At 33.8% G+C, this 23103-nt stretch carries 26 protein-coding genes; 15 read left to right on the top strand and 11 right to left on the bottom strand.

All coding sequences use genetic code 11. The features are described from left to right. Positions 1-5 precede the first annotated feature (5 nt). Both Q0845_RS16800 and Q0845_RS16795 read right to left on the bottom strand, forming a co-directional pair. Positions 6-275, bottom strand: coding sequence for a RebB family R body protein (locus tag Q0845_RS16800; RefSeq protein WP_298515648.1), 270 nt, complete (start codon positions 273-275; stop codon positions 6-8). A gap of 153 nt (positions 276-428) precedes the next feature. Next, positions 429-1058 (bottom strand): chromophore lyase CpcT/CpeT, encoded by a 630-nt coding sequence (locus Q0845_RS16795; RefSeq protein ID WP_298515645.1) that lies wholly within the window; start codon positions 1056-1058, stop codon positions 429-431. Between the two features lie 493 nt (positions 1059-1551). Here Q0845_RS16795 and Q0845_RS16790 point away from each other — a divergent pair, with 493 nt between their 5' ends. Beyond that, positions 1552-2934, top strand: a complete 1383-nt coding sequence (locus Q0845_RS16790; protein ID WP_298515642.1) for an acetylxylan esterase — start codon at positions 1552-1554, stop codon at positions 2932-2934. A gap of 111 nt (positions 2935-3045) precedes the next feature. After that, the gene (locus Q0845_RS16785) at positions 3046-3690 is read left to right on the top strand and encodes a hypothetical protein (protein ID WP_298515639.1); all 645 of its coding nucleotides are present in this window, start codon (positions 3046-3048) and stop codon (positions 3688-3690) included. A gap of 63 nt (positions 3691-3753) precedes the next feature. Here the strand turns inward: Q0845_RS16785 and Q0845_RS16780 are convergent, their stop codons facing one another. Further along, positions 3754-4860, bottom strand: a complete 1107-nt coding sequence (locus Q0845_RS16780; protein ID WP_298515636.1) for an AraC family transcriptional regulator — start codon at positions 4858-4860, stop codon at positions 3754-3756. Between the two features lie 362 nt (positions 4861-5222). Between Q0845_RS16780 and Q0845_RS16775 the strand changes: the two genes are divergently transcribed. From Q0845_RS16775 to Q0845_RS16755, 5 genes are all read left to right on the top strand, one after another. Beyond that, complete coding sequence (locus Q0845_RS16775; RefSeq protein ID WP_298515633.1) at positions 5223-5459, top strand: hypothetical protein; 237 nt, start codon at positions 5223-5225, stop codon at positions 5457-5459. 220 nt (positions 5460-5679) lie between these two features. Then, on the top strand, positions 5680-5892 hold the full coding sequence (locus tag Q0845_RS16770; RefSeq protein ID WP_298515630.1) for a hypothetical protein: 213 nt from the start codon (positions 5680-5682) through the stop codon (positions 5890-5892). A gap of 102 nt (positions 5893-5994) precedes the next feature. Further along, on the top strand, positions 5995-6150 hold the full coding sequence (locus tag Q0845_RS16765) for a hypothetical protein (protein WP_298515627.1): 156 nt from the start codon (positions 5995-5997) through the stop codon (positions 6148-6150). A 154-nt stretch (positions 6151-6304) separates the two neighbouring features. After that, entirely contained in the window at positions 6305-6541 is a 237-nt protein-coding gene (locus Q0845_RS16760) for a hypothetical protein (protein WP_298515624.1), read from the top strand. 103 nt (positions 6542-6644) lie between these two features. Beyond that, the gene (locus Q0845_RS16755; protein ID WP_298515622.1) at positions 6645-6803 is read left to right on the top strand and encodes a hypothetical protein; all 159 of its coding nucleotides are present in this window, start codon (positions 6645-6647) and stop codon (positions 6801-6803) included. A gap of 433 nt (positions 6804-7236) precedes the next feature. Here the strand turns inward: Q0845_RS16755 and Q0845_RS16750 are convergent, their stop codons facing one another. Then, positions 7237-7428 carry a hypothetical protein gene (locus Q0845_RS16750; protein ID WP_298515619.1) on the bottom strand — a complete coding sequence of 64 codons (192 nt, stop codon included), beginning with the start codon at positions 7426-7428 and terminating at the stop codon, positions 7237-7239. 202 nt (positions 7429-7630) lie between these two features. Here Q0845_RS16750 and Q0845_RS16745 point away from each other — a divergent pair, with 202 nt between their 5' ends. The 7 genes from Q0845_RS16745 (at position 7631) to Q0845_RS16715 (ending at position 13805) form a co-directional block, all read left to right on the top strand. Beyond that, positions 7631-8764 carry a hypothetical protein gene (locus Q0845_RS16745; protein WP_298515616.1) on the top strand — a complete coding sequence of 378 codons (1134 nt, stop codon included), beginning with the start codon at positions 7631-7633 and terminating at the stop codon, positions 8762-8764. Positions 8765-8785: 21 nt separating this feature from the next. Further along, positions 8786-9268 carry a DinB family protein gene (locus tag Q0845_RS16740; RefSeq protein ID WP_298515614.1) on the top strand — a complete coding sequence of 161 codons (483 nt, stop codon included), beginning with the start codon at positions 8786-8788 and terminating at the stop codon, positions 9266-9268. A 115-nt stretch (positions 9269-9383) separates the two neighbouring features. Continuing rightward, the gene (locus Q0845_RS16735; protein ID WP_298515612.1) at positions 9384-10955 is read left to right on the top strand and encodes a sodium:alanine symporter family protein; all 1572 of its coding nucleotides are present in this window, start codon (positions 9384-9386) and stop codon (positions 10953-10955) included. Positions 10956-11005: 50 nt separating this feature from the next. After that, positions 11006-11320: a YbjQ family protein gene (locus Q0845_RS16730; RefSeq protein ID WP_298515610.1), complete on the top strand. Its 315-nt coding sequence runs from the start codon at positions 11006-11008 to the stop codon at positions 11318-11320. Beyond that, complete coding sequence (locus Q0845_RS16725; RefSeq protein WP_298515928.1) at positions 11295-11456, top strand: hypothetical protein; 162 nt, start codon at positions 11295-11297, stop codon at positions 11454-11456. Before Q0845_RS16730 ends, Q0845_RS16725 begins: the two co-directional genes overlap by 26 nt. Positions 11457-11745: 289 nt before the next feature. Then, a complete protein-coding gene (locus Q0845_RS16720) occupies positions 11746-12285 on the top strand; it encodes a sigma-70 family RNA polymerase sigma factor (RefSeq protein WP_298515608.1) in 540 nt (179 codons plus the stop codon). A 152-nt stretch (positions 12286-12437) separates the two neighbouring features. Beyond that, positions 12438-13805: an HTTM domain-containing protein gene (locus tag Q0845_RS16715; RefSeq protein ID WP_298515605.1), complete on the top strand. Its 1368-nt coding sequence runs from the start codon at positions 12438-12440 to the stop codon at positions 13803-13805. Positions 13806-13861: 56 nt separating this feature from the next. Here Q0845_RS16715 and Q0845_RS16710 read toward each other — a convergent pair whose 3' ends face one another. After that, complete coding sequence (locus Q0845_RS16710) at positions 13862-14623, bottom strand: DJ-1/PfpI family protein (RefSeq protein WP_298515603.1); 762 nt, start codon at positions 14621-14623, stop codon at positions 13862-13864. Positions 14624-14776: 153 nt separating this feature from the next. Here Q0845_RS16710 and Q0845_RS16705 point away from each other — a divergent pair, with 153 nt between their 5' ends. Next, the gene (locus Q0845_RS16705; protein WP_298515600.1) at positions 14777-16702 is read left to right on the top strand and encodes a CocE/NonD family hydrolase; all 1926 of its coding nucleotides are present in this window, start codon (positions 14777-14779) and stop codon (positions 16700-16702) included. 105 nt (positions 16703-16807) lie between these two features. Here the strand turns inward: Q0845_RS16705 and Q0845_RS16700 are convergent, their stop codons facing one another. The 6 genes from Q0845_RS16700 to Q0845_RS16675 all read right to left on the bottom strand — a co-directional run bounded on the left by Q0845_RS16700 (position 16808) and on the right by Q0845_RS16675 (position 23097). After that, a complete protein-coding gene (locus Q0845_RS16700) occupies positions 16808-17971 on the bottom strand; it encodes a sigma-54 dependent transcriptional regulator (RefSeq protein ID WP_298515598.1) in 1164 nt (387 codons plus the stop codon). 1 nt (position 17972) lies between these two features. Further along, positions 17973-18806, bottom strand: coding sequence for a mechanosensitive ion channel domain-containing protein (locus tag Q0845_RS16695; RefSeq protein WP_298515596.1), 834 nt, complete (start codon positions 18804-18806; stop codon positions 17973-17975). A gap of 4 nt (positions 18807-18810) precedes the next feature. Further along, positions 18811-20130: an ABC transporter permease gene (locus tag Q0845_RS16690; protein WP_298515593.1), complete on the bottom strand. Its 1320-nt coding sequence runs from the start codon at positions 20128-20130 to the stop codon at positions 18811-18813. 2 nt (positions 20131-20132) lie between these two features. Next, complete coding sequence (locus tag Q0845_RS16685) at positions 20133-21062, bottom strand: ABC transporter ATP-binding protein (RefSeq protein WP_298515590.1); 930 nt, start codon at positions 21060-21062, stop codon at positions 20133-20135. A 286-nt stretch (positions 21063-21348) separates the two neighbouring features. Then, a complete protein-coding gene (dnaJ, locus tag Q0845_RS16680) occupies positions 21349-22479 on the bottom strand; it encodes a molecular chaperone DnaJ (protein ID WP_298515588.1) in 1131 nt (376 codons plus the stop codon). Between the two features lie 54 nt (positions 22480-22533). Next, positions 22534-23097, bottom strand: coding sequence for a nucleotide exchange factor GrpE (locus Q0845_RS16675; protein WP_298515586.1), 564 nt, complete (start codon positions 23095-23097; stop codon positions 22534-22536). Positions 23098-23103 lie beyond the last annotated feature (6 nt).

Genomic DNA, 23103 nt, shown 5'->3' with positions numbered 1-23103 from the left:
ATGGGTTATGATAATTTATCCTTTGCTGTAGTATCAGCTTTTGTATGAATGTCTCCAAGCAAATGTCTTACGCAGGTAGAAGTTACCGTAGTAGATAAAATATTTACTTTTTGCTGATTTAAGGCAGCGCTTTCCATTGCCATAGAAAGTGCATGAGATAAAGTTTGAAAAGACATTGATGATGATACTGTAGGAGCAGATGCTTGTAAGATCATATTTTCCTCTATCACAGAATCTAAAATTTTGGTATCCACACTATTAGTTTGTGCTTTCATATACATATTATTTAAAATTATGAACTTAAATATATGTAATAGCCCATCATTCAGGCAACGATATAAAGAGTTTCGTTACTGAGAAGAATAAAATCACGTAGTACTACCTGATTGTATTAAGAAGAATTACTAAAGTAAATACAACGGTACTTTTTATTTTAAACGCTTAAAAACATATCCTGCTTTTTCTGCGCCCCAAACATGTTCGTCATTGGAGTCAAATCCGCGGTCCCAACTTTCAATCACATTTGCTTTAACGGTTACTTCAGAAGTTGCATAACTAGCACCACGCATAGTACTTTTACAATCTTTTTCGTTTGTGCTTCCGGTGTAGAAATCACCTTTTTTCTCTAAAATAACAGCACAGCCTTCACGTTCTTTCAACATAGAAGTATCAAACTGATCAAAGTAGGTTGGAGTTTTCCACTTACCAACAGCTTCTTTTGGGTTTTCTAAGGTGTAAACTTTACTTGAAAATTTACCATTTTCTAACTTTTCTAGTTGATACACACGTTGGCGATACGGTTTATTTTGATTGCTATTCAAGGCTTGTTCTACATATAACCAATGTCCATCTTTAGAAGTCCAAATAGGATACATGTGCAAGGAAATATTATAATAACTATCGTCAGCAGTAGCTTGTTCGCTACTATCAAACGAACCTGTCATCAATGTTTGTAATGCATTCAATTCATCTGCAGTACTTACAGATTTATAACTATCGCAACTTGAAATAGTTAAACAAAATAGCGTAATCATTGCGTATATAAGCGAATTTTTCATGTGTCGGTGTATTAGGGTGTTTTAAGATCGATATGTGGTAAATGTAGAAAATATAGGCTAGTTTTCAAACTTACATAGGAGATAGTTTGGAAAACGCAAAATGTTAAAAATAAAATGCTTATTTGAGTTGATTTCTCATAGAAATGAAACACATGAATACAAAGAGTAAAAAAGCGAACCGAAGTTCGCTTTTCAAAATTAACCTTTTCGACAATCAATAACATCAATAGAAAAACAAATGTTACATTCACTGTATCTCAAAGTTTTATGAGCAAGTCCTCCTACAGCATTGTTTAAATTAGAAATTGTTTTTTTGGTTAGTTTGATTAACTTTTTACTTTTCATGATATAAATTTTGTTGGTTTATGATAAGCAGTTCAAGAAAAGGAAAAGCGTTACCCAACATGATCGTAAATAAAGAAAAGAAAAACACAAAATGTTAAAATCAAGTATGCTTGCTATTAATTCTGTAACTTTAAAAAAAGTATAATGTATGCGTGGTATATTCTTCTTTCTATTGAATTTTTATGTGCTTGTCGGACTAGCGCAAACGAATCATTTTGAAAAGGGGAAAATTTTAAATTCACTTCCTGTACAAAACAGCTCGGAAACCTATGCAGTGTATCTTCCAACATCGTTTGATGAAACCAAACTTTCTGCCGTTGTCTTTATCTTTGATCCGAGTGCATATGGCGCTAATGGAATGAAAACTTTTATCACTTCCGCAGAAAAATTTAATTACATCTTAATCGCTTCCAACAATACAAAAAATGGAGTGGCGTATGAAACCAATTTTGCGATTACCAATCGTTTGTTTGCAACGGTATTTTCCACATTCAAAATAGACGAGAAACAAATTTATGCAGCAGGTTTTTCAGGCGGATCTCGTTTGGCAACTGCTATTGCTGCTTTGACTGAAAAAATACAAGGTGTTGTGGCTTGTGGTGCAGGTTTAGCCATCAATAAATCATTTACACCTAAAAAAGAAATGTTCTCTTTTGTAGGTTTGGTCGGTGATGAAGATATGAATTACCAAGAAATGTTTAACACCAAAGCATTGCTAGATAAATTCAATGTAGATAACGAATTGTTTGTGTATAATGATACGCATCGATGGCCGCCAAGTGAACAAATAGAACGTGCTTTTGGTTGGTTGGAAATACAAGCGTATAAAAAGAATATTAAAAGTGTTGATTCTCAGTTTGTACAATCGTTCTTTGAAACACAGTATGCCATTGCAGATTCGCTCGTAATTCATAACAAATTCAGATCGGTTCAAGAATACGAAAGTATCATTAAAAACTTTGCATCGTACTTTGAACTCAAAGCAACACAACAAAAACTTGATGGCATTAAAAAATCTCCTGAATATAAAAGTCAAGTCGAACAACGAGCAACATACATCAAAGAAGAAAATGAATTGTATGAAAAGTTCTCAAAAGTCTATTCAAATGACATCTTAGCAGCAAAATCTGACGATAATTTTCAATGGTGGCGTAAGGAATTGAGGCGACTCAATATAGACATTGAAAATGCCAAAGCGACACCAAGAGGAAAAATGCTCAAGCGTTTAAAATATTCCATCTTTGCAGGCGCGTATGAGTCATCTATGGGATACATCTATGCAGAAAAGTATCAACATGCGTTGTACTGTGATCAGTTGTTAGTGTATTTTAATCCCGAACAAGCGTATTGGTATTTTAGAGTAGCACAAAGCTATGCACGTAACGACGATTTTAAACACACCATTCGAAATCTTAAAAAGGCAAAAGAACTTGGTTTGCAACGTTTTCAAGCCATTCAGCAATCACCATTATTTGCCAAATTCAAACAAAAGAAAAAATTTAAAAAACTTTTTGAAGAAGAATCTAAATAACCTTTTATTGAATAGCAAGTAACGGAAAGTACTTTAACTCAACGAAAAGAATCATTCACGTATTGCGTATTTGAATTAGGCGATTGTCTGTTAAATTTGAATAAAAAAACGATGAGCAAATTCATAATATGTATAATACTTCTTTTTACTTTTCAGACTGTAATAGGACAAAATAATTGTGGAAATTTTAAAAGTTATGAAGATTATCAAAACTGGATAAAGGGAATCGGAGAGTTGAAACCAGAAGACCGCAAAATTAAGATAATTCAACGAATTGAGTGTGAGCAGAAATCTGAGCAAAATGATATTGACTTTCAGCTTAGAATTTTAACTGATCGATATAGATTTTTCAATGCGCATGAAATTCCTATTGAAAGAAATGTAATATTTAAGTTAGTTCCAGCTAATGCGTACAAGATTGGATATTCGCTATGTAAATCTGACATAGATCCTTCTATATGTGATTTAGGTTATGTATTCATTGACAAATTTGAAAAACTTATTCTTAACGAGATTAAACAACTGAAAAACATTCGTGTAAAAAGAAGAAAAGGAAAAATAATACTCAAAATTGAATCTGAAATTGAAAGTAATATTGATATGTATGTTTCGGGATTTTTAAAAAAGAATTGCACGAGACTTATAATGGAAGCAAAATTTAAAAAAGGAAATAACAAAATAGTAATCAGAAGAAGTAATGTACTTCAATACATTGAGCTAAATCTAGAAGGAAATAAGCTGCTGATTTTAATATAAATAATCTAACCTAAGCATGTTAAAAGCCCTTACCTGTCTTCAGTAGAAGCCACCTCTCTTAAATCACGAATACATCTTTTCAATATAACTTGAAGGTGTATCATTCATTAAGGACTTAAAGGTTTTATTAAATGTTGATTTTGAATTAAATCCAGCGTCCATAGCAATAGAAAGTAAGGTTTGTTTTTTATGTTCTCCAGCTTCAATTTTTTCAATGAACGTTTTTATTCTATATTCATTAATATATTCATAAAACGTTTTTTCATACACAGAATTCAACAACCACGATACATTATTCGCGGAAGTATCTAATCGTTTGGCAAGCATTTTCAAACTTAAATCGGAATTCATAAAAATTTGTTCTTCTTCAATAAGTACCTGTAATTTCTTTTTTATTTCTATAGTTTCCTTCTCGGTCAACCGATCTCTGGTAGGCGCTTTTTTCTTTATAGGTAATCGTACAATTTCAGGCTGTGTTAAGCTAAAATAACCAACTATAAAAAGGAAAATAGTGATGCAAATCCAAATCAGTTTATAACTGATGATGGAATTATAATTTTCCAACGCATAGGTATTAAATATTCCGTAAGACCAGCAAACAGCAATTAGGAAAATTCCAATTAAAACAAAGGTGATATATCGAGAAATTTGACGTGTATACAAACTTGTATTTTCCATGCTTTTAATGTGTTTTATAATTTTATAGGATAAATAACAGTATACAATAATTGAAATGACACCCGTAAGTTCCATCGCTAAAAAAGCATAAAACATAATGGGTTTATAGGTCAATGCAACATATTCTTCTGTAGTAATAGAAAATGTCCATAAAAAATAAATAAACAATAGGAGTGAAGGTATATAATGTTTAAATGATAACTTATTTTTTGAATGCTCTCTAAAAACTAGCGCTTTAAAATACATGTACAAAAAAGGACCAAATAAATACATGGTACATTCTGTCAAAATGGAACTTCGCCAAAACAGTAAAGAATTTAATTGATAGCTTAGCATTTCTCTAGTAAAAATAGCTGTTGAAAATCCTATAACGATCATCAGTATTCTATTTGCTTTTTTATTTTTTCGTGAAATAAAATACAAAGAAACCATTAAGAATATACCTTGAACAATTCCAGAAAATAATATAAGATCTAAGAAAGTAAATGTCATTTTTTTTTTAACTAAATATAATTAGAAATCACGCTGAAAAGTCTTAAAAAAATGATAACAGATGGAATTTCGATTAAAATATTGGCAGATGCTCTTCAACCCCTTTTTATTAAAGAAAAGACAAACTTTAAAAGTTACATGCAATTTATAAATTTGTAATACTACTCGAGTACATATGTGTACAAATACACATGTTTTGACCATTTATCAATTACTGAGCAAGAGTCCATCGCTATTTTTTGAAGGAGTTTGTAAAACAATGTCTCTATGTATACAAACAAACGTTTGTGTGAGTTATGAGACGATTTTGAGTAGTTCATTTCATAGTTTCGTTTAAACATTAATTTTTTAAAACTATTATTATGAAAAAGCAAAAAGTTAAAAACCTGTCGTTAAGTAAAAAAACAGTATCTAAAATCAATGAATTAGATCAATTAGTAGGAGGAACAGGAACAATGTCTACAGTTCCAGGTTGTGCTAGCGGGAGCGAAGTAAGCGCCGTTATTCGATGTATGGAAGAATTTACACAAGGATGTAGTCCATCTTTCTTAAATCAATGTCCAACAACTGTGAATACAGCACCAGGATATTGCTGGTAGTTTTCGTTTTTGATTGTAAAAACATGAAAAGAGAGGAATATCATTTGATATTCCTTTTTCTATTTTAGAATAGCATATGTTCAAACTTAGATGCAATTTATAAATTCCATTAGATACTACTCATAAATGTATGCAAACGCACGTATTCGCTCGTAAAAAAACGACGTAACTAAGCGTATTCTTTTACATTGTCTCTATTATAAATCAAAACATTTTAATTATGAAAAAAAGAGAAGTTAAAAGTCTTAGGTTAAGTAAAAAACTAGTTTCAAATCTTACGAATAATGCCATCAAAGGAGGCGGAAGTGGGTATCCAATGTGTGTTACTAATGGTTGCCCAACAATTACTTTGGTAGAAGCATGTTCAAATCACATGTGCGATTCTCGTTTAGGAGGTTGTCCATCGTATTACTGTATCGCAGGAGAAGAATAGCATGTGTTATTTTTAGTCGTTGATAATTAAAAAGGAATATCATTTGATATTCCTTTTTCAATTTAATATTTTAAAACTATGTAAAACCAAAAATTTAAAATCATGAAAAAACAAACTATTAAAAATTTAACATTCAAGAAAAACACGATTTCTTCATTCAAAATTATGGAACAATTAAAAGGAGGAAATACTTCGCATACAAGCTGTTTGTGTATAGACACCGTATGCGAATGTGAATTAGAAAAAACAGTTGGTTAAAATTTATCTGCAATTCTGAATTTATTTTTTGATATAAATTCTTCTTATGATGATCATAAAAATAAAACATGAATTTGGGTTATTTTTTATAGTTTACTTGTGAGAAATTTAATATTTCTGTTCGTAATTTAGTTTCAATCAAAAAAATGTAATTATGAAAAAGCAAAAAGTTAAAAATCTATCATTAAGTAAAAAAACAGTGTCAAAAATCAATGAATTAAACCAAGTAGTTGGTGGAACAGGAACCATGTCTACAGTTCCAGGTTGTGCTAGTGACAGCGAAGTAAGTGCCATTATTCTGTGTATGGAAGACTTTACATTAGGTTGTAGTCCATCGTTCTTGCGTCAATGTCCAAATACAAAAGATACAGATCCACAGTATTGTTGGTAGTTTCTTGTTTTTGATAGTAAAAGCGTGAAAAGAAAGGAATATCGAAGGGTATTCCTTTTTCAATTTAGTATTTTAGACATAAGTATAACCAAAAACTTAAATCATGAAAAAACCAACCATTAAAAATTTAGCTTTTAAGAAACGTATTATTTCTTCATTGAGTGTTACAGAGCAATTAAAAGGAGGTAAAGATACATCTCAAACGAGCTGCTGGTGTAATATGACTGAATGTGCTTGCGAAGCGGGAGATACATTCAACTAAGAAGTATGTACTAAAAATTATTTGAAAAGGAATACCAATGGGTGTTCCTTTTTTATTATTTTGTAAATTGAAATAAATAAATATTCAAATTATGAAGAAAAAGATTAATAAACGTTTAATTTTTAAAAAACGTACAGTCTCTAAATTAGAGATTCTTGATCAGATAAGAGGAGGAAATAACTCAGAAACAAGTTGTTTATGTCAAGAAACTGTATGTGAATGCAAGCCAGAAATTACATCTAATATGGTTTGTTAAATTAAAAGCTAGGTAATATGACTGAATGTGATTGCGAAGCAGGAGATACATTCAACTAAGAAGTATGTACTAAAAAATTATTTGAAAAGGAATACCAATGGGTGTTCCTTTTTTATGAGAAGAGAAACAATCAAAAAAGTAGAAAGCGACCTCTCGATCGCTTCATTGCGTGAATTATTAGTCTGTACATTGACCATCCATACAACAACCTCTGCCATCTGGCGAATTCGGATTATCGTAACATGGACATCCATCACTACTTGGTGTGCATGTAAAAATGTTACATCCTCCAAAACTTCCTTTTACTGAAGATTGTTCAGATTTGTTCAATCGCTTTACGCCTTCAACATTTAAAATTGATTTCAACATGATTATATAATTTTTGGTTAATAATTTATAAGTTAAATAGATTTAAGATGAGTTGATTACGGGAATGCCATATTTTCCTTTTTTAAATTTTACTACATCAATTTTAAGGAGAAGATTTTTGTCAAACACAGTACTTATTTCTAAGTACATTTCAATTCTTTAAAAAATAAGTACCTTTAAAACATCAATCAATTCCTAAAATATGTACGCGCATATAGATTCTTTTGTAACCGCATTGGTTTGCTTGCTCACTGCGTTTGTCATTCAACGTATTTATGACAAAGAGCGAAAACAGCAAAATCCTACGACCATTAGCGGAATTAAATGGTTTGGATTGGCAATTTTTGCATGGGGAATTGGCGCGCTCGTTACCTTAGTCGCTACAAAATATTTTGAAATCTCTCCACAAGTCAAATGGTTGGTATATTGGGGCGTTTTTATCTCGTTGATCAATTCGCTATTCATCTTACTATCCTTACCATCTATAGAACACCAAAGCAAACGAAATATGATTGTACAACTTGTACAGCGTTTTTCCATCAAGGAATTTGTCATGCTGTATAGTGGTATTTTCAGCATGATTGCTTTTGTATTTATCGCAACTTCATATACAAATCCAGATATCAGCAGCAGTTTTATTTGGCTTATTGACATTCCAATTTCATTAGTAGTGGCATTGGCTTTATTATATGAATTGAATAGTGCTTTCATAAATCGAAACATGCGGTTCATGTATTTGCCCTGCTTTTCGTTGTTCGTGTTGATCATCATTGCGGTTTCTCACAGAATCATTCCGTATGAATTGGTTCAAGAATTCATCAGTTTATCCAATTGGAGTTTGTTCGGAATCATTACGGCAATTTCCTTTAAATTTATCTTCATTTTACTATTTTCAATTTTATTATATAGCTGGAAATTTCTTTCGGAAAAAGAACAACAGCAATCAGAATTTGTCATGTTGGAAGCAGAACGTAATACTTTACAGCTTGAAAATGAAAAACTGCAAATCGCCAATGAAAGTCATATTGATACCATTCAATCCTTGACAAAAAAACTCAAAAAACAAGAGCAGAAAGTTTCTAAAATGCAAGAAGCGTCTAAAATCATACTCTCCGATCGACAAAAAGAAGTCTTAGCAAACTTGGGCATTTGTGGCGAAAAAAAATCATACACAGAAATTGCGGAAGCCATGCACATAAGTGTAGACGGTTTTCAGGCACATATCTATCAAATCAAAAAAATATTGAACATTAGTGGTTCGGACGGAAAAGAACAACTCATCGCGTACGCTACAGAAAATAAACTCCTCGAATACGCAACCATTGCATGTAAATAGTATAAATACTCTTTAAAACGGATGAAAATAATTGACGAAATCATTGCGCAACTCAATGAAATTCAACAAGGTAAAATTTGGATTGGAAGTTCGTATCAAAGCAAACTTTCTACAATAGATGATAGTTTAGTATTTACAAGACCAATGGAAAACCTTCACAGTATCGCAGAAATCATTTCCCATCTAACCTTGTGGAGAAAAGAAGCCATTCTAAAAATAAAAACCGGAACAGGAAGTAAAACAGATGATTGCGAAGAAAATTGGCTTCCCAACGAAAAATTAAAACTGAAAGGTTGGCTTTCCATAAAATCCGAATATGATGATACGCTCACAGAATTGATCTACTTATTAAAAGAAAAAGAAGATGCGTTTCTTCAAGAAGAATATTACGATACGGACTTTAAAGGAAAGTATCCCTACCGTTTTTTAATCAATGGAATGTTGCATCACGACATATATCATTTAGGACAACTCGGAATCATTATCAAGTATTTAAAAAAGTAATAAAAAGCATACTTAACCCAATACTTAACTACTACACAAATTAAAAACAGCACTGCGTAACCTTTTGTAATACAGTACATAATTTCATCTTCGTACCAATCAAAAAAACGAACAGATGAAATCAGTACACGTATTATTTTTGAGCATGTTGTTGCCGTTAGTAACACTTGCGCAAGACACTCCAACCTCACTGGACGAACGAATCAACGAAAATTTTAAAAATGCTACAAGTTGGTTTACAGATGCCATTTTTGCTGAAATTCCCATCACAGGCGAAGTCGGAATTCCTTGGGTACTTATTGTATTGATGATAGGAGCGAGCTATTTTACGATCTACTTTAAACTCATCAATGTCCGCGGATTTTTCACAGCAATAAAAGTGGTTAAAGGTGATTATGACGAATTAGAGAATGATCAAAAAGTGGAGGTTTCTTCCTCCGTTTCAGCAGCTCAAGCCGGAGAAGTATCACACTTTCAAGCACTCACAGCAGCTTTATCGGCTACTGTCGGACTCGGAAATATTGCCGGAGTTGCCATTGCACTTTCCATTGGCGGTCCAGGAGCAACTTTTTGGATGATTTTAGTCGGATTCTTAGGAATGGCTTCCAAATTTGTCGAATGTACCTTAGGTGTAAAATACCGTGAAGTTGACGAAAATGGAGTCGTGTATGGCGGACCAATGTATTATTTACGCAAAGGATTACACGAAAAAGGATTCAAACGTTTGGGGAAAATATTAGCCGTTGTATTTGCTATTATGTGTATTGGCGGATCTTTTGGAGGCGGAAACATGTTTCAAGTCAATCAAGCTTTTCAATTATTTCAATACGTAACTGGCGGAACGGAAAGCATTTTTTATGGAAAAGGTTGGCTTTTCGGAATCATCATGGCAACGTTTGTTGGAATTGTGATCATTGGTGGAATTAAAAAAATAGCAAACGTCACGGACAAAATCGTCCCTTTAATGGTCGCAACCTATGTCATTGCTATTGTCATCATTTTGGGAATTAACTATGAAAGCATTCCAGCGGCATTCAGCGAAATTTTTAATGGAGCATTTAGTTATGAAGGTGTTGCTGGCGGATTTATTGGTGTGATGATTCAAGGTTTCAAACGTGCTGCTTTTTCCAACGAAGCAGGAATAGGTTCGTCGTCCATTGCACATGCTGCGGTAAAAACCAATTACGCTGCTAGCGAAGGTTTAGTAGCATTGCTAGAACCATTTATTGATACTGTGGTCGTTTGTACCATGACGGCATTGGTGCTCATCATTACAGGGCAAATTGCTGTAGGAACCGAAGTTTCCTATGAACAAGGAGCGATCTTAACCTCAAATGCGCTAGAAAGTGGAATTTCGTGGTTTCCGTATGTATTAACTGTTGCGGTGATACTATTTGCGTTTTCTTCGATGATTTCTTGGTCATATTACGGACATCAAGCGTGGTCGTATTTATTTGGAAGAAGTAAAAAAGCAGAATACATCTACAAAACCATCTTCTGTATTTTTGTCATCATTGGTGCGGCAGCGAGTTTACAAGCTGTTGTTGACTTTGCAGATGCGATGGTTTTCTCCATGATGGTTTCTAATATGATTGGTTTATACTTACTTACGCCCAAAGTCAAAGAAGAATTGCAACGATATAGAAAAGCCATTTGTGACAAGAAAGTTAAAATTAATGATCTATAAGTTGTAACAAATGTTCATATTTAGCATCATATCATAAAAACATACTGAAAATGATCATTACAACAACAGAAAAAGTACCCAACAGAGAAATTAGTGAAATATTAGGAGTTGCTAGAGGTAGCACCGTAAGAGCCAGAAGCATTGGAAGAGATATTTTTGCAGGATTCAAAAACATAATTGGAGGAGAAATTGAAGAATATTCAAAACTACAAGCGCAATCTAGAGAACAAGCTTTACACAGAATGAAACAAGATGCACAACGACTTGGAGCGGATGCTATTGTAAATGTTAGAATGACAACATCGATGGTAATGCAAGGTGCTTCTGAAATTTTGGCGTATGGAACTGCTGTTAGATTTAAATAATATGGACACACTCGTTACATTTATACTAAGTCTTCACGGACTCATTTGGGGAACCGTTATCGGCATTTTTATATATCTTATCAGAAGACGAATTCGAATCAAAGAAACTGAAGAATTTGAACAGCGCGATAATTAGACTTCATAAAGCATTCAAAAGATGAAAATCATCCGAATTAAAATTTTCTTTTAAAAAATGCATCTTTTTGAAGCATTTTCCGTCTACTGTGTGAATTTAAAAAACATACAATGGAAAATCATACAAACTGTACGTGTAACTGTGTAAGTTGCAAAAAAGGACAATGCAATCAATGTACTTGTGAAAACTGTACCTGTGTAAATTGTAATTGCTAAAATATGTATAAGATTGTCTTGGGAAAACTTCGTATCTTTCTAAGACAATCTTGCTGATTAGAAAAAAAGAAGAAATGACGACTACAGAAGTTTGGGAATGTTATGCAGATGATGTAAAACGCTTCATCATGAGTAAAGTGAAAGATGCTCAAATTACAGATGATTTGGTTCAAGAAGTGTTTTTAAAAGTACATGCTAAATTAGCAACCGTATCCGAGGAAAGTAAAGTAAAATCATGGTTGTTAAGTGTTAGTAGAAATACTGTATTAGACTATTTTCGTATATCAAATAAAGAAGTTCCTTTAAACAAAGAAGAAACTATTATTTCCACAGAAGAATATGCACATTCAGAAAAAGATTGCTTGCCTGGAATTATTAAAAATCTACCTAAAAAATACAGAGATCCATTATTCTTATCAGATATCAAAGGCATCAAACAAGCAGCAATTGCAGCACAATTAAAACTTCCATTGGCAACTGTAAAATCACAAATTCAACGCGGTCGAAAACTCATTGTACAAGGCTATATGGATTGTTGCGATTACAAACTAAACGATCAAGGTTTTCTCGTAGGAGAAGTCAAAGAAAAAACACAGTGTAAAGTCTGTAGTTAGTACAATGTTAGACTTTAATATCTTTTCAAAATCCTCAAATTCAAAAACATAATTCGTAGGTTGTGCTCATAAATTTTCAAGAAATTATTTTCAAATTTTAAGAAAGCTTTAGGGGAAAATTGTATTTTAGGCGGACAACAACCCGACTCATTATGAAGTATATTCACAAACTCGTATTCAAATCAATTGATGTTTCTATAGTGGCTATTTTCCGAATTTTTTTCGGAATGTTTATGACCTATCAAATGATTTACTATTATGAAATTGACTATACGTTTCAGTTTATATTTGGTCCCGAAGTCTTATTTCCATATCAAGGATTAGAATTTTTACAACCATTCTCACTAGGCTTTTTAAAGGTAATTCATGCTGGGCTTTTGATTTCAGCAATCCTAATTACACTTGGGTTTTTGTACCGATATGCGATGATATTTTTCTTTGTAGGATTTTCATACTTTTCGTTTATAGACAAAACTTTGTACAACAATCATATCTATCTGATTGCCTTAATTGCTTTTGTGATGATATTTATGAATGCGGACAGAAAGTACAGTCTTCGAGTAAAATTTTCTAAAAAACCATTGTCAAAACTCGTTCCTGCTTGGCAACAAAACATCCTTATTTTTCTGCTTTCTGTAGTGTACTTTTATGGAGGAATTTCAAAACTATCTCCAAATTGGTTAGATAGTAATCTTGTAGGATATACCATTGATCAAGCGCAAAGCAGTGTATTGACAAATCTTTTCCCAAAGGAAACGCTCATTATGTTAATCAAATATGGCGGACTCATATTTGACTTAAGCATTGCTTTTATATTATTGAACAAAAGAACACGACTCTTTGGAGTAATCCTCGTGGTTATATTTAGTTATACGAATAATTCTATTCTATTTGATGATATTGGAATCTTTCCGTTCTTCATGATTTGTGCGACGATTCTATTTTTTGACAGTAAAAAAGTCGGAAACTATGTTGATGGTATTTTTATGAGTAAATCAACAGAAAATTCAGAAGAGCAGGAAGCTGTTTTGGATCAGAATGAAAGTCCTAAATTCAAAAAACTAACATTAATTTGTATTTTCTTATTTGTTGCATTTCAGCTAGTATTTCCTTTGAGACATCACTTTTTAACCACAAACCCTGAATGGACAGGAATAGCGCAAAAGTTTTCTTGGCGAATGAAAATGCAATCCAGAAACGTAACACAGTTCACGATGTCTTTGGTAGATCGTGCTACTTCTCAAAGATATAATTTAGATGGAACCACATTTGTAACGCGAAATCAATTCATGCACATGCCAGAAGATCCGTATACTTTTGTGCACTTAGCGAAATATATCAGTAAAAAACTATACTTAGAACAAGGTTTGGTAAATCCGATTATAAAAGCTGATTTGCAGGTTGAGTTTAATGGAATGCCAACACAACACATGCTTGATCCGAGAATTGATTTGACAAAAATGGACGAAGATCAATTTTCTGACAATCAATGGATTTCAGAATTTAAAGGATATCAATAAAGAAACCTAAAACCCAAAACCTAAAACCCAAAACCCAAAACCAAAGACCCAAAACCCTATTTAATAACCGTATGTGGATAACCATCCAAAGTCCAGTCGATCACCAAACCGCCGGCAAGACTTTTGGCAATTTCTTTTCCATACAAATGTTCACACAAGTACAAAGCTGCTTCAAAAGATTTGGCGCCACCAGCCGAAGTAATATACTTTCCGTCATGCACAAACAAGGTATTATCTCTAATATCTAACTTTGGAAACATTTCGCGCATCTTCGGAATATCACTTGGAAACGTGGTAGAAGCTACATGATCTAACAATCCAGCTTTTGCCAGGACAAACGCGCCATCACAATGCGATGTTATGAATGTTGCTTCTTTATCCACTTTCTGAACAAAAGCAATCATTTTTTCATCTTCCAAATCAGTATCTAAATGATGTTCGGCACTTGGTACAACTAGAATATCAATCTTGGGCAACTCATCTTTCAAATAATTATAATCAGGCAAAATTCGCATGCCTTCAAAGGTTGTAATTGGTGCATCTGTATTAGCGACTGTAAACACATTCATCGCTTTAATATTCTCACGGAAAATAGTATGTTGAAAAATATCAAAAGGCGCTGTCAATTCAGTATTGAACACACCATCCATAATTAAAAAACCTACATTATAACGATTCGGTTCCAGTTTAGGAAATTGCTTCTTAACCGTACTTTCTTTTTCTGTTTTTGTAGTTGTAACAGGCGTTTCTTGTGTTTCTTTCGTTTCACAGCTAACAATACAAAGTGCAAACGTTAAAATAGTTAGGATTCTTCTCATTGTGATCTAATAGCGATTAATAATTTGTAAATTTAGACATTAAAAAATTACGAACTACAACCAAATGAAATGAACTTGCTAATATTTTGATGAAAACTCAAAGTATTGTTTGTGAATTCCATCTAAAAAAACTTAAAAAGAAAAAGATTACAGATGAAAACCTTTTTTAAAATTACTTTAGTCCTTGCCTTTTTATGTACTTCCTGTACAAAAACTTCCAAAAAAGATGCAGCTGCAAAAGTGAACGATACCTATGTGCAAGAGCATTATAACAAGCAAGAAGTTACCATAGAAATGCGTGATGGAATTAAATTGCATACCACGATTTATTCTCCAAAAGATACCAGTCAAAAATATCCTATTTTAATGATGCGTACACCTTATAGCTGCAAGCCGTATGGTGAAGATAAGTTTCGAAAAAAGATCGGACCTAATCTGCATTTAATGAAAGAAGGAAATATTATTGTCTATCAAGATGTGCGTGGTCGTTGGATGAGTGAAGGTGTGTATGATAACATGCGTGCGTATATTCCAAACAAAACAGATAATACGCAAGTTGATGAGTCGTCAGATACGTTTGATACCATTGATTGGTTGGTGAAAAATGTAGAAAATAATAATGGAAGAGTAGGAACGTGGGGAATTTCATATCCAGGATATTACTCAACCTATTCTACGATTGATGCGCATCCAGCTTTAAAAGCAGCTTCACCACAAGCGTGTATTGGTGATTTCTTTTTTGATGATTTTCATCACAACGGAGCCTTTTTATTAAGTTATTTTAGAGCGGTTTCTTTATTTGGAACGATCAAAGATGTACCGAAAGATTCTGCTTGGTACAAGCTACCAGACTTAGGAACAAAAGATCAATATCAGTTCTTTTTAGATGCGGGACCATTGAGTAATTTGAACAGTTATTTTGAATATGAAAAGTTAGACAATGTAATTGTCTCCAAATCCGATCAAGTAGATGATGTTTTTTGGAAAGAAATTATAGATCATCCAAACTACGACAGTGTATGGAAACCAAAAGGATTGATTCAGAATTTAAAAAATATCAAACCGTTTGTAGCGACGATGATTGTTGGAGGACTGTTTGATGCAGAAGATTTATACGGACCTTTTGAAACCTATAAAACCATTGAAAAGTACAATCCAGACAACTACAATACAATGGTTTTTGGACCTTGGGATCATGGAAGATGGGCAAGTAGTAATGTGAAAAATTTTGTGGGGAATTATTACTTTGGAGATTCAATTTCGCTAAACTTTCAGCGTGATGTTGAGACAAAATTCTTTAACCATTTCTTAAAAGGTGATGGAAGTAAAAATTCAGGATTGCCAGAAGCTTATGTGTTTGATACTGGAAAGAAATCGTGGAGTAGTTATGATAGTTGGCCACCAGCAAATGTTGCTAAAGAAGACATGTATTTGAATGCTGATCAAGAATTATCTACGGCGAAAAAAGGAGATACAAAAGAAGTATTTGTAAGTGATTTGAAGCGACCTGTTCCGTATTCAGAAGATATTAAAACAGTGTTTACACCACGAAAGTATATGACAGACGATCAACGATTTGCAGCGCGTCGTCCTGATGTATTGATCTTTGAAACGGAAGTGTTGGAAGAAGATTATACCTTGGCAGGTGACATTCTAGCAAAATTGCAAGTGGCTACAACAGGAACGGATGCTGATTGGATTGTAAAAGTTGTAGATGTACATCCACATGATGCAGAAGAGCAAGAAGAAGGCATGCAAGACCATTTGGCTATGAGTAACTATCATTTAATGGTGCGTAGTGAAGTAATGCGTGGACGTTTCCGTAACAGTTTTGAATATCCAGAACCGTTTGTGCCAAATCAAAAAACGGCTGTAAATATTAAGTTACAAGATGTATATCATACGTTTAAAAAAGGACACAAAGTGCAAATTCAAGTGCAAAGTACGTGGTTTCCACTTATTGATTTGAATCCGCAAACATTTGTGCCGAATATATACAAAGCCAAAGAAGAAGATTTCAAAAATCAAACACATACGATTTTCAACGATTCTAAGATTGAGTTTACGGTTTTGAAGTAGTTTATAGATTTGTTAGATACAATCGCTGGCGCGGGTTTCCAACTCATGCCATAACAAACAATACAAAACAAAAAAATCAGCTGTAAAAGCTGATTTTTTTTGTATCTATTTCGAAGCAAATAACTTCACATCTTCTTCGGAGACTTCTTTTCCTCCAAGAATGATTAAACGTTCTATTACATTTCGTAGTTCTCTAATATTTCCTGTCCAATCGTATTCTTGTAATAATTTGACGGCTTTGTCAGAGAATTTTTTTGGAGCATTTCCTTGATCACTGGCAATTTTACCAGCAAAATGATTGATCAATAACGGAATGTCTTCTCTACGATCATTTAACGCAGGAACTTTGATTAAAATTACGGCCAATCTGTGATATAAATCTTCACGGAATTTTCCATCTTCAATTTCTTTCTTCAAATTCTTATTGGTTGCCGCAACCACACGAACATTCACTTTAATATCTTTATCGCTACCAACGCGTTGTACTCTGCTTTCTTGCAATGCACGTAATACTTTGGCTTGTGCCGATAAGCTCATATCTCCAATCTCATCTAAGAAAATTGTTCCGCCATTGGCAGCTTCAAACTTTCCAGCTCTGTCTTTATTAGCACTCGTAAAAGCTCCTTTTACATGACCGAATAATTCACTTTCAATCAATTCACTAGGAATCGCTGCACAGTTTACTTCAATCATCGGACCTTTACTACGATCACTCTTCTGGTGCAACCAATGTGATACTAATTCTTTTCCAGTCCCATTAGGTCCTGTAATTAAAACACGCGCATCTGTTGGTGCTACTTTTTCTATAATATCTTTAATCTGTTCAATAGCATCAGAATTACCAATCATTTCGTAATTCTTACTGACTTTCTTTTTCAATCGTTTGTTTTCAACAACCAATTCTTTTCTATCAAGTGCATTGCGAACGGTATTCAATAGTCGATTCAAATCTGGCGGCTTTGAAATATAGTCAAAGGCTCCAATTCTCATGGTATTTACGGCTGTGTCCAAATCGCCATGTCCAGAAATCATCACAAAAGGAGTTTCAGGCTTTATCTTTTTGGCTGCTTCCAATACTTCAACACCATCCATTTTTGGCATTTTTATATCGCAAAGAACCAAGTCATAATCATCTTTCTTTACCATTTCAATTCCTGCCAAACCATCTTCGGCTTGTGACACTTCATAGGTGTCATTTTCTTCGGATAAGATTTTTACTAATACTCTACGAATGGCTGATTCGTCTTCTATTACTAATATTTTAGGCATATTATTCTATTTTTGAATCATAAACATGTACTTCTCGTTGCGGAAATGGAATGCTTATATTATTTTCATTAAATGTCTTGTACACTTTGTATCGCAATCTACTCTGAACTTCTGGCAAATGAAAGCTATCACCAATATAAAAATACAACCTGAATTTCAAAGCACTATCACCAAAATCTTCAAAAAAGATTTGAGGTTTAGGATCATTTAAAATAGCAGGATCTTGAACTGCAATTCCAAAGAGTAACGCTTTTACTAAATCAACATCCGTACCATACGCAACTCCAACATTAATTGATTCTCGAGTTCGTACGTCATTTTGTGTCCAATTGTATAAAATTTCGTTTAAAAACTTATGATTGGGAATGACAAGAATTTTTTCATCATGCGTAACGGCTTTGGTCGTTCGGAGTCCAACTTGTGTAACCTTTCCAATCTTTTTATCAATCTCAATGACATCATTCACCATGACAGTTTTGTCAACTAGAATAAAAATTCCAGAAATAATATCCTGAAATAGTTTTTGCATTCCAAGTCCAATACCTACAAATAAAGCAGTAGAGGCAGCCAATAATGCTGTGATATGAATACCAGAAGCATCCAGCGATGTTATAATGGCAATGGAAAATATAAAATACTTTAAAAAGGTAAAGACCGTTTTAAAACGGTTTTTACCATCTTCCTCCAATCTTTTAGATACTGCAATTCGAGCAAACTTAAGAATAAAATGGGTAGCAATTAATACTATAACAAGTGTTAAAACAACTTGCACAGTGATGGTAATTTCTCCATGCTTGTAAATTAAAATTTCTAAAAACCCATCATTTTCATTCATAACGCTAGTATTTCAACCACTTGAATATTTCTTTGTAGCTTGGCTTTTTTCCGTACATTAAAATACCAACACGGTAAATTTTTGATGCAAACCAAACAGTTCCTGCAAAGGTAATATACAAAATTACGATTGAAATTAACTGTTCTCCTATACCAACACCAAACGGAATTCGCATCAACATCACTACAGGCGATGTAAATGGAAGGTATGAAAATACAGTAGCCACAGTTCCATGCGGATCTTCTAATACCGTAAATCCACCAACATATACGGCTAAAATGAGCGGCATTAGTATTGGCATCATAAATTGCTGTGTATCCGTTTCGTTGTCTACAGCCGCACCAATAGCAGCATATAAAGAACTATACAGTAAATATCCTCCAATAAAAAAGATAAAGAACGCGACCATTAAGTTTACAATAGGTAAACTGCTAATAATATGTGAGATAAGTATTTGAATGTCAATATTTGCTCCTTGTGCTATTAATTCTTGTTGTTGTGCCGTTTGCGCACTCATAAGGTCAAAACCGAATACAAGTCCCAGAATCACAACAATGGTTCCTCCAAGTACAATCCACATTAAAAACTGGGTAATTCCAGCTAAGGAAGTTCCAATAATTTTCCCCATCAATAATTGAATGGGTTTTACAGAGGAAATGATAATTTCAATAATACGATTTGTCTTTTCTTCAATCACACTACGCATAATCATATTTCCGTAGATGATGATGAACATGAATAGTAGATATCCAGCCGCAAAACCGAATCCGAGTTTGGAATAGTTGATGAGTTTTGAGGTGCGTTCTCCCGAAAATGTTTCTTGCCCAATGGCGACTTGCATTTTGGATTTTTTCACCAAATCAATATTTACATTGTTTTGTAATAAGGTTTCTTCGGTGAGTTTTTCAGAGAGTCTACGTTCTAATTTTGAAATAAAATTTTGAGAAGGTGAATCTTCCGAATAGAATTTTATTTGCTGTGCAATTGCTTCTGTGGAAGCCATTTGACGAATATGTAACAATCCGTATTGCTCAGCTTCTTGTACCTGCTTTTTAGCTTCTTCTAAAGAAATTCCTTTGAGGAAGATATATTTTGTGTTGGCATCTTTATCGTTAGCTTCAGCTTGGAATACTTGCGAAATTTTCCCAGTTTCATCCAAAATAGAAATGGTACGTTGTTTATTGTTGTTCAATTGCGTCAAATACACAATCAACGTAATAAGTCCGATGAAAATTAAAGGACTTAAAAAAGTCATTAAAATAAACGACTTGTTTCTAACTTTCGTTAGATATTCTCTTTTGATAATTAGCGGTAAATGGTTCATGTCTAATTATTATTTTCTACGGTTTGAATAAATATATCGTTGACACTTGGAATGACTTCTACAAAGTGATTGACTTGTCCTTGCGAAGTTAAATACGAAAGCAAATCGTTAGAAGTATCGCCGTTTTTAAGTTTGATATTGAGTTTTAAATCGTCATCGATAGATTTAAAATCAGCATCAGTCAATTCAAACTTTTCGTTCAGTACCGATCGTAATTGTTGATTGTTTACTCCAGCAATTCCAACTTGATATGTATTGCTTTTGTATTGACGTTTTACATCTGTAAGTTTTCCGTCTAATACTTTATTTGATTTGTGAATCAACGCAATATGATCGCAGAGTTCTTCTACAGATTCCATTCTGTGCGTAGAAAAGATTACGGTAGCGCCATCATCGCGTAATTGTAAAATTTCGTCTTTAATTCGGTTTGCATTAATTGGATCGAATCCGCTAAACGGTTCATCAAAAATTAATAACTTCGGTTGATGCAACACGGTAACTACAAACTGAATTTTCTGCGCCATCCCTTTTGATAATTCTTGAATCTTCTTGTTCCACCAATCTGAAATTTCAAATTTTTCGAACCAATATTTCAAGCGCATTTTTGCTTCCGATTTGCTCAATCCTTTCAATTGCGCTAAATACAGTGCTTGTTCGCCAACTTTCATTGATTTATACAAACCACGTTCTTCTGGCATATAACCAATGTCTCTAATATGAAATTGTTGCAGTGCTTCGCCATCGAGCAGTACTTGCCCAGCATCTGGCGCAGTAATTTGATTAATGATTCGGATGAGTGAGGTTTTTCCAGCTCCGTTGGGTCCTAGAAGTCCGAAGATACTTCCTTTAGGTACGTCAATAGAAACTTTATTTAATGCGGTATACTCACCATACTTTTTTACGACGTCTTTCGCCTGAAGAATTGAACTCATGAAAAGTTTTTTGTATAAGTAACGATCTTGTACGTTTTGTTACAAAATGAATATAAAAATTGATATACTTTTTTGGGACTCTGCTTTTCAGCGGAGTTAATTTGATTTACGATTTGAAGTATGCCTTGGTAGGTTTCTTTCAATTAAATCATACCAAATATAAAACAAAACCCACCCTTAATATGATCAAGGATGGGAAAAAATTGCTATGAAAAAGAAAAAATTACTAGCTGGTTTCAGCCAGTAACTTATCAAAGATAGTTTTTTTTTCGTAATACCAAAAGAATTACGAAAACATGTCTTTGACTTTTTCAAAAAATGATTTATCGCTCTTCTCTGGATTTGGTACAAAATTTTCCTCTTTTGCCATTTTTTCGAAGAAGTTTTTCTGTTCTTTTGTCAATGTTTTTGGCGTCCAAACGTTGATGTGCACTAGCAAATCACCTTTTCCGTATCCGTTGATGCTCGGAATTCCTTTTCCGCGCAAGCGTAATATTTTTCCAGACTGAACTCCCGATTCTACTTTGATTCGAACTTTTCCAGTTACCGTGTCAATTTCTTTAGAACTTCCTAAAGCTGCTTCTGAAAAGCTGATGTACAGGTCGTAATGTAAATTATCGCCTTCACGTTTTAAGAATTCGTGTTCTTTTTCTTCAATAACGACTAATAAGTCTCCAGAAATTCCATTTCCAGGTGCTTCATTTCCTTTTCCAGAAACTTTTAACTGCATTCCTTCTACAACTCCCGCAGGAATTTTGATAGAAACCGTTTCTTCCTCAGACTTCATTCCTTGTCCATCTGCTCCCGCAGGACGTTTGTCAATTATTTGTCCAGCACCACTACAAGTACTACATGTAGTAGACGTTTGCATTCTTCCCAAAATTGTATTGGTAATGCGTGTCATTTGTCCTGAACCATTACAGGTATTACATGTTTTATAACTTACACCAGGTGCTTGTACTTTTCTGCGAACTTTTACCTTTTTCTCAACGCCATTTGCAATTTCTTCTAAGGTAAGTTTCAAACGAATTTTTAGGCTACTTCCTTTTACACGACGTTGTCTTCCACCGCCGCCGCCGAATCCACCACCGAATCCGCCGCCAAAGCCGCCTCCGAAAATATCACCAAACTGACTAAAAATATCGTCCATGTTCATGCCACCGCCAAAACCGCCGCCGCCAAAGCCGCCGCCATTTTCAAATGCTGCATGACCATATTGATCATAACGTGCGCGTTTGTTGTCGTCGCTTAATATTTCATAGGCTTCTGCTGCTTTCTTAAACATTTCTTCCGCTTCCTTATCATCAGGATTTTTGTCAGGATGATATTGAATGGCTTTTTTGCGGTATGCTTTTTTAATTTCAGCTGCCGAAGCACCTTTGCTAATACCTAATATTTCGTAATAATCTTGTTTCATCTTGTTTCAACTTGTGTTAAAAGATCGTTTTGTAGCTGGGAAAACGTTAAACGTTTATTGTCCTACCACTACTTTTGGGTAACGGATGACTTTGTCACCTAACGTATATCCTTTTTCAAGGACATCAATGATTTTTCCTTTCATATCATCTGATGGAGCAGGAATTTGTGTCACGGCTTCATGATCTTCTGCGTCGAATGTATCACCAGCTTCTACTTTTACTTCCGCTAAACCTTTTGATTTTAGTGCTTCTCGTAGCTTGTTGCTAATCAATTCAACACCTTTTTTAAGTTCTTCCGCTTCTGCTTTGTTGATTTCAATCAATGCTCTGTCAAAATCGTCTAAAACTGGCAACATGGCAACTACAACGTCTTTTCCTGCTGTTTTAAACAGTTCAACACGTTCTTTGCTTGTTCTTTTCTTATAGTTTTCAAATTCGGCAAATAGACGTAAAAACTTGTCTTTTTCCTTTGCCAATTCTTCTTGTAATTTTTCTTCTGCAGAAACTTCTTCTACTGTGTTTTCAGTTGTTTCAGCTGCTTTTGCCTCTTGTTGTACAGCTTCCGCTTGTACTTCTGGCTGCTCATTTTCTACTGTATTATCCTTTTTTTTGCTCATGGTATA

It is taken from the genome of uncultured Kordia sp. (genome assembly GCF_947489565.1).
Lineage (GTDB): Bacteria > Bacteroidota > Bacteroidia > Flavobacteriales > Flavobacteriaceae > Kordia.
Note: the sequence above shows the minus strand (reverse complement) of the source record. Positions and strands in the feature narration are given on the sequence as shown.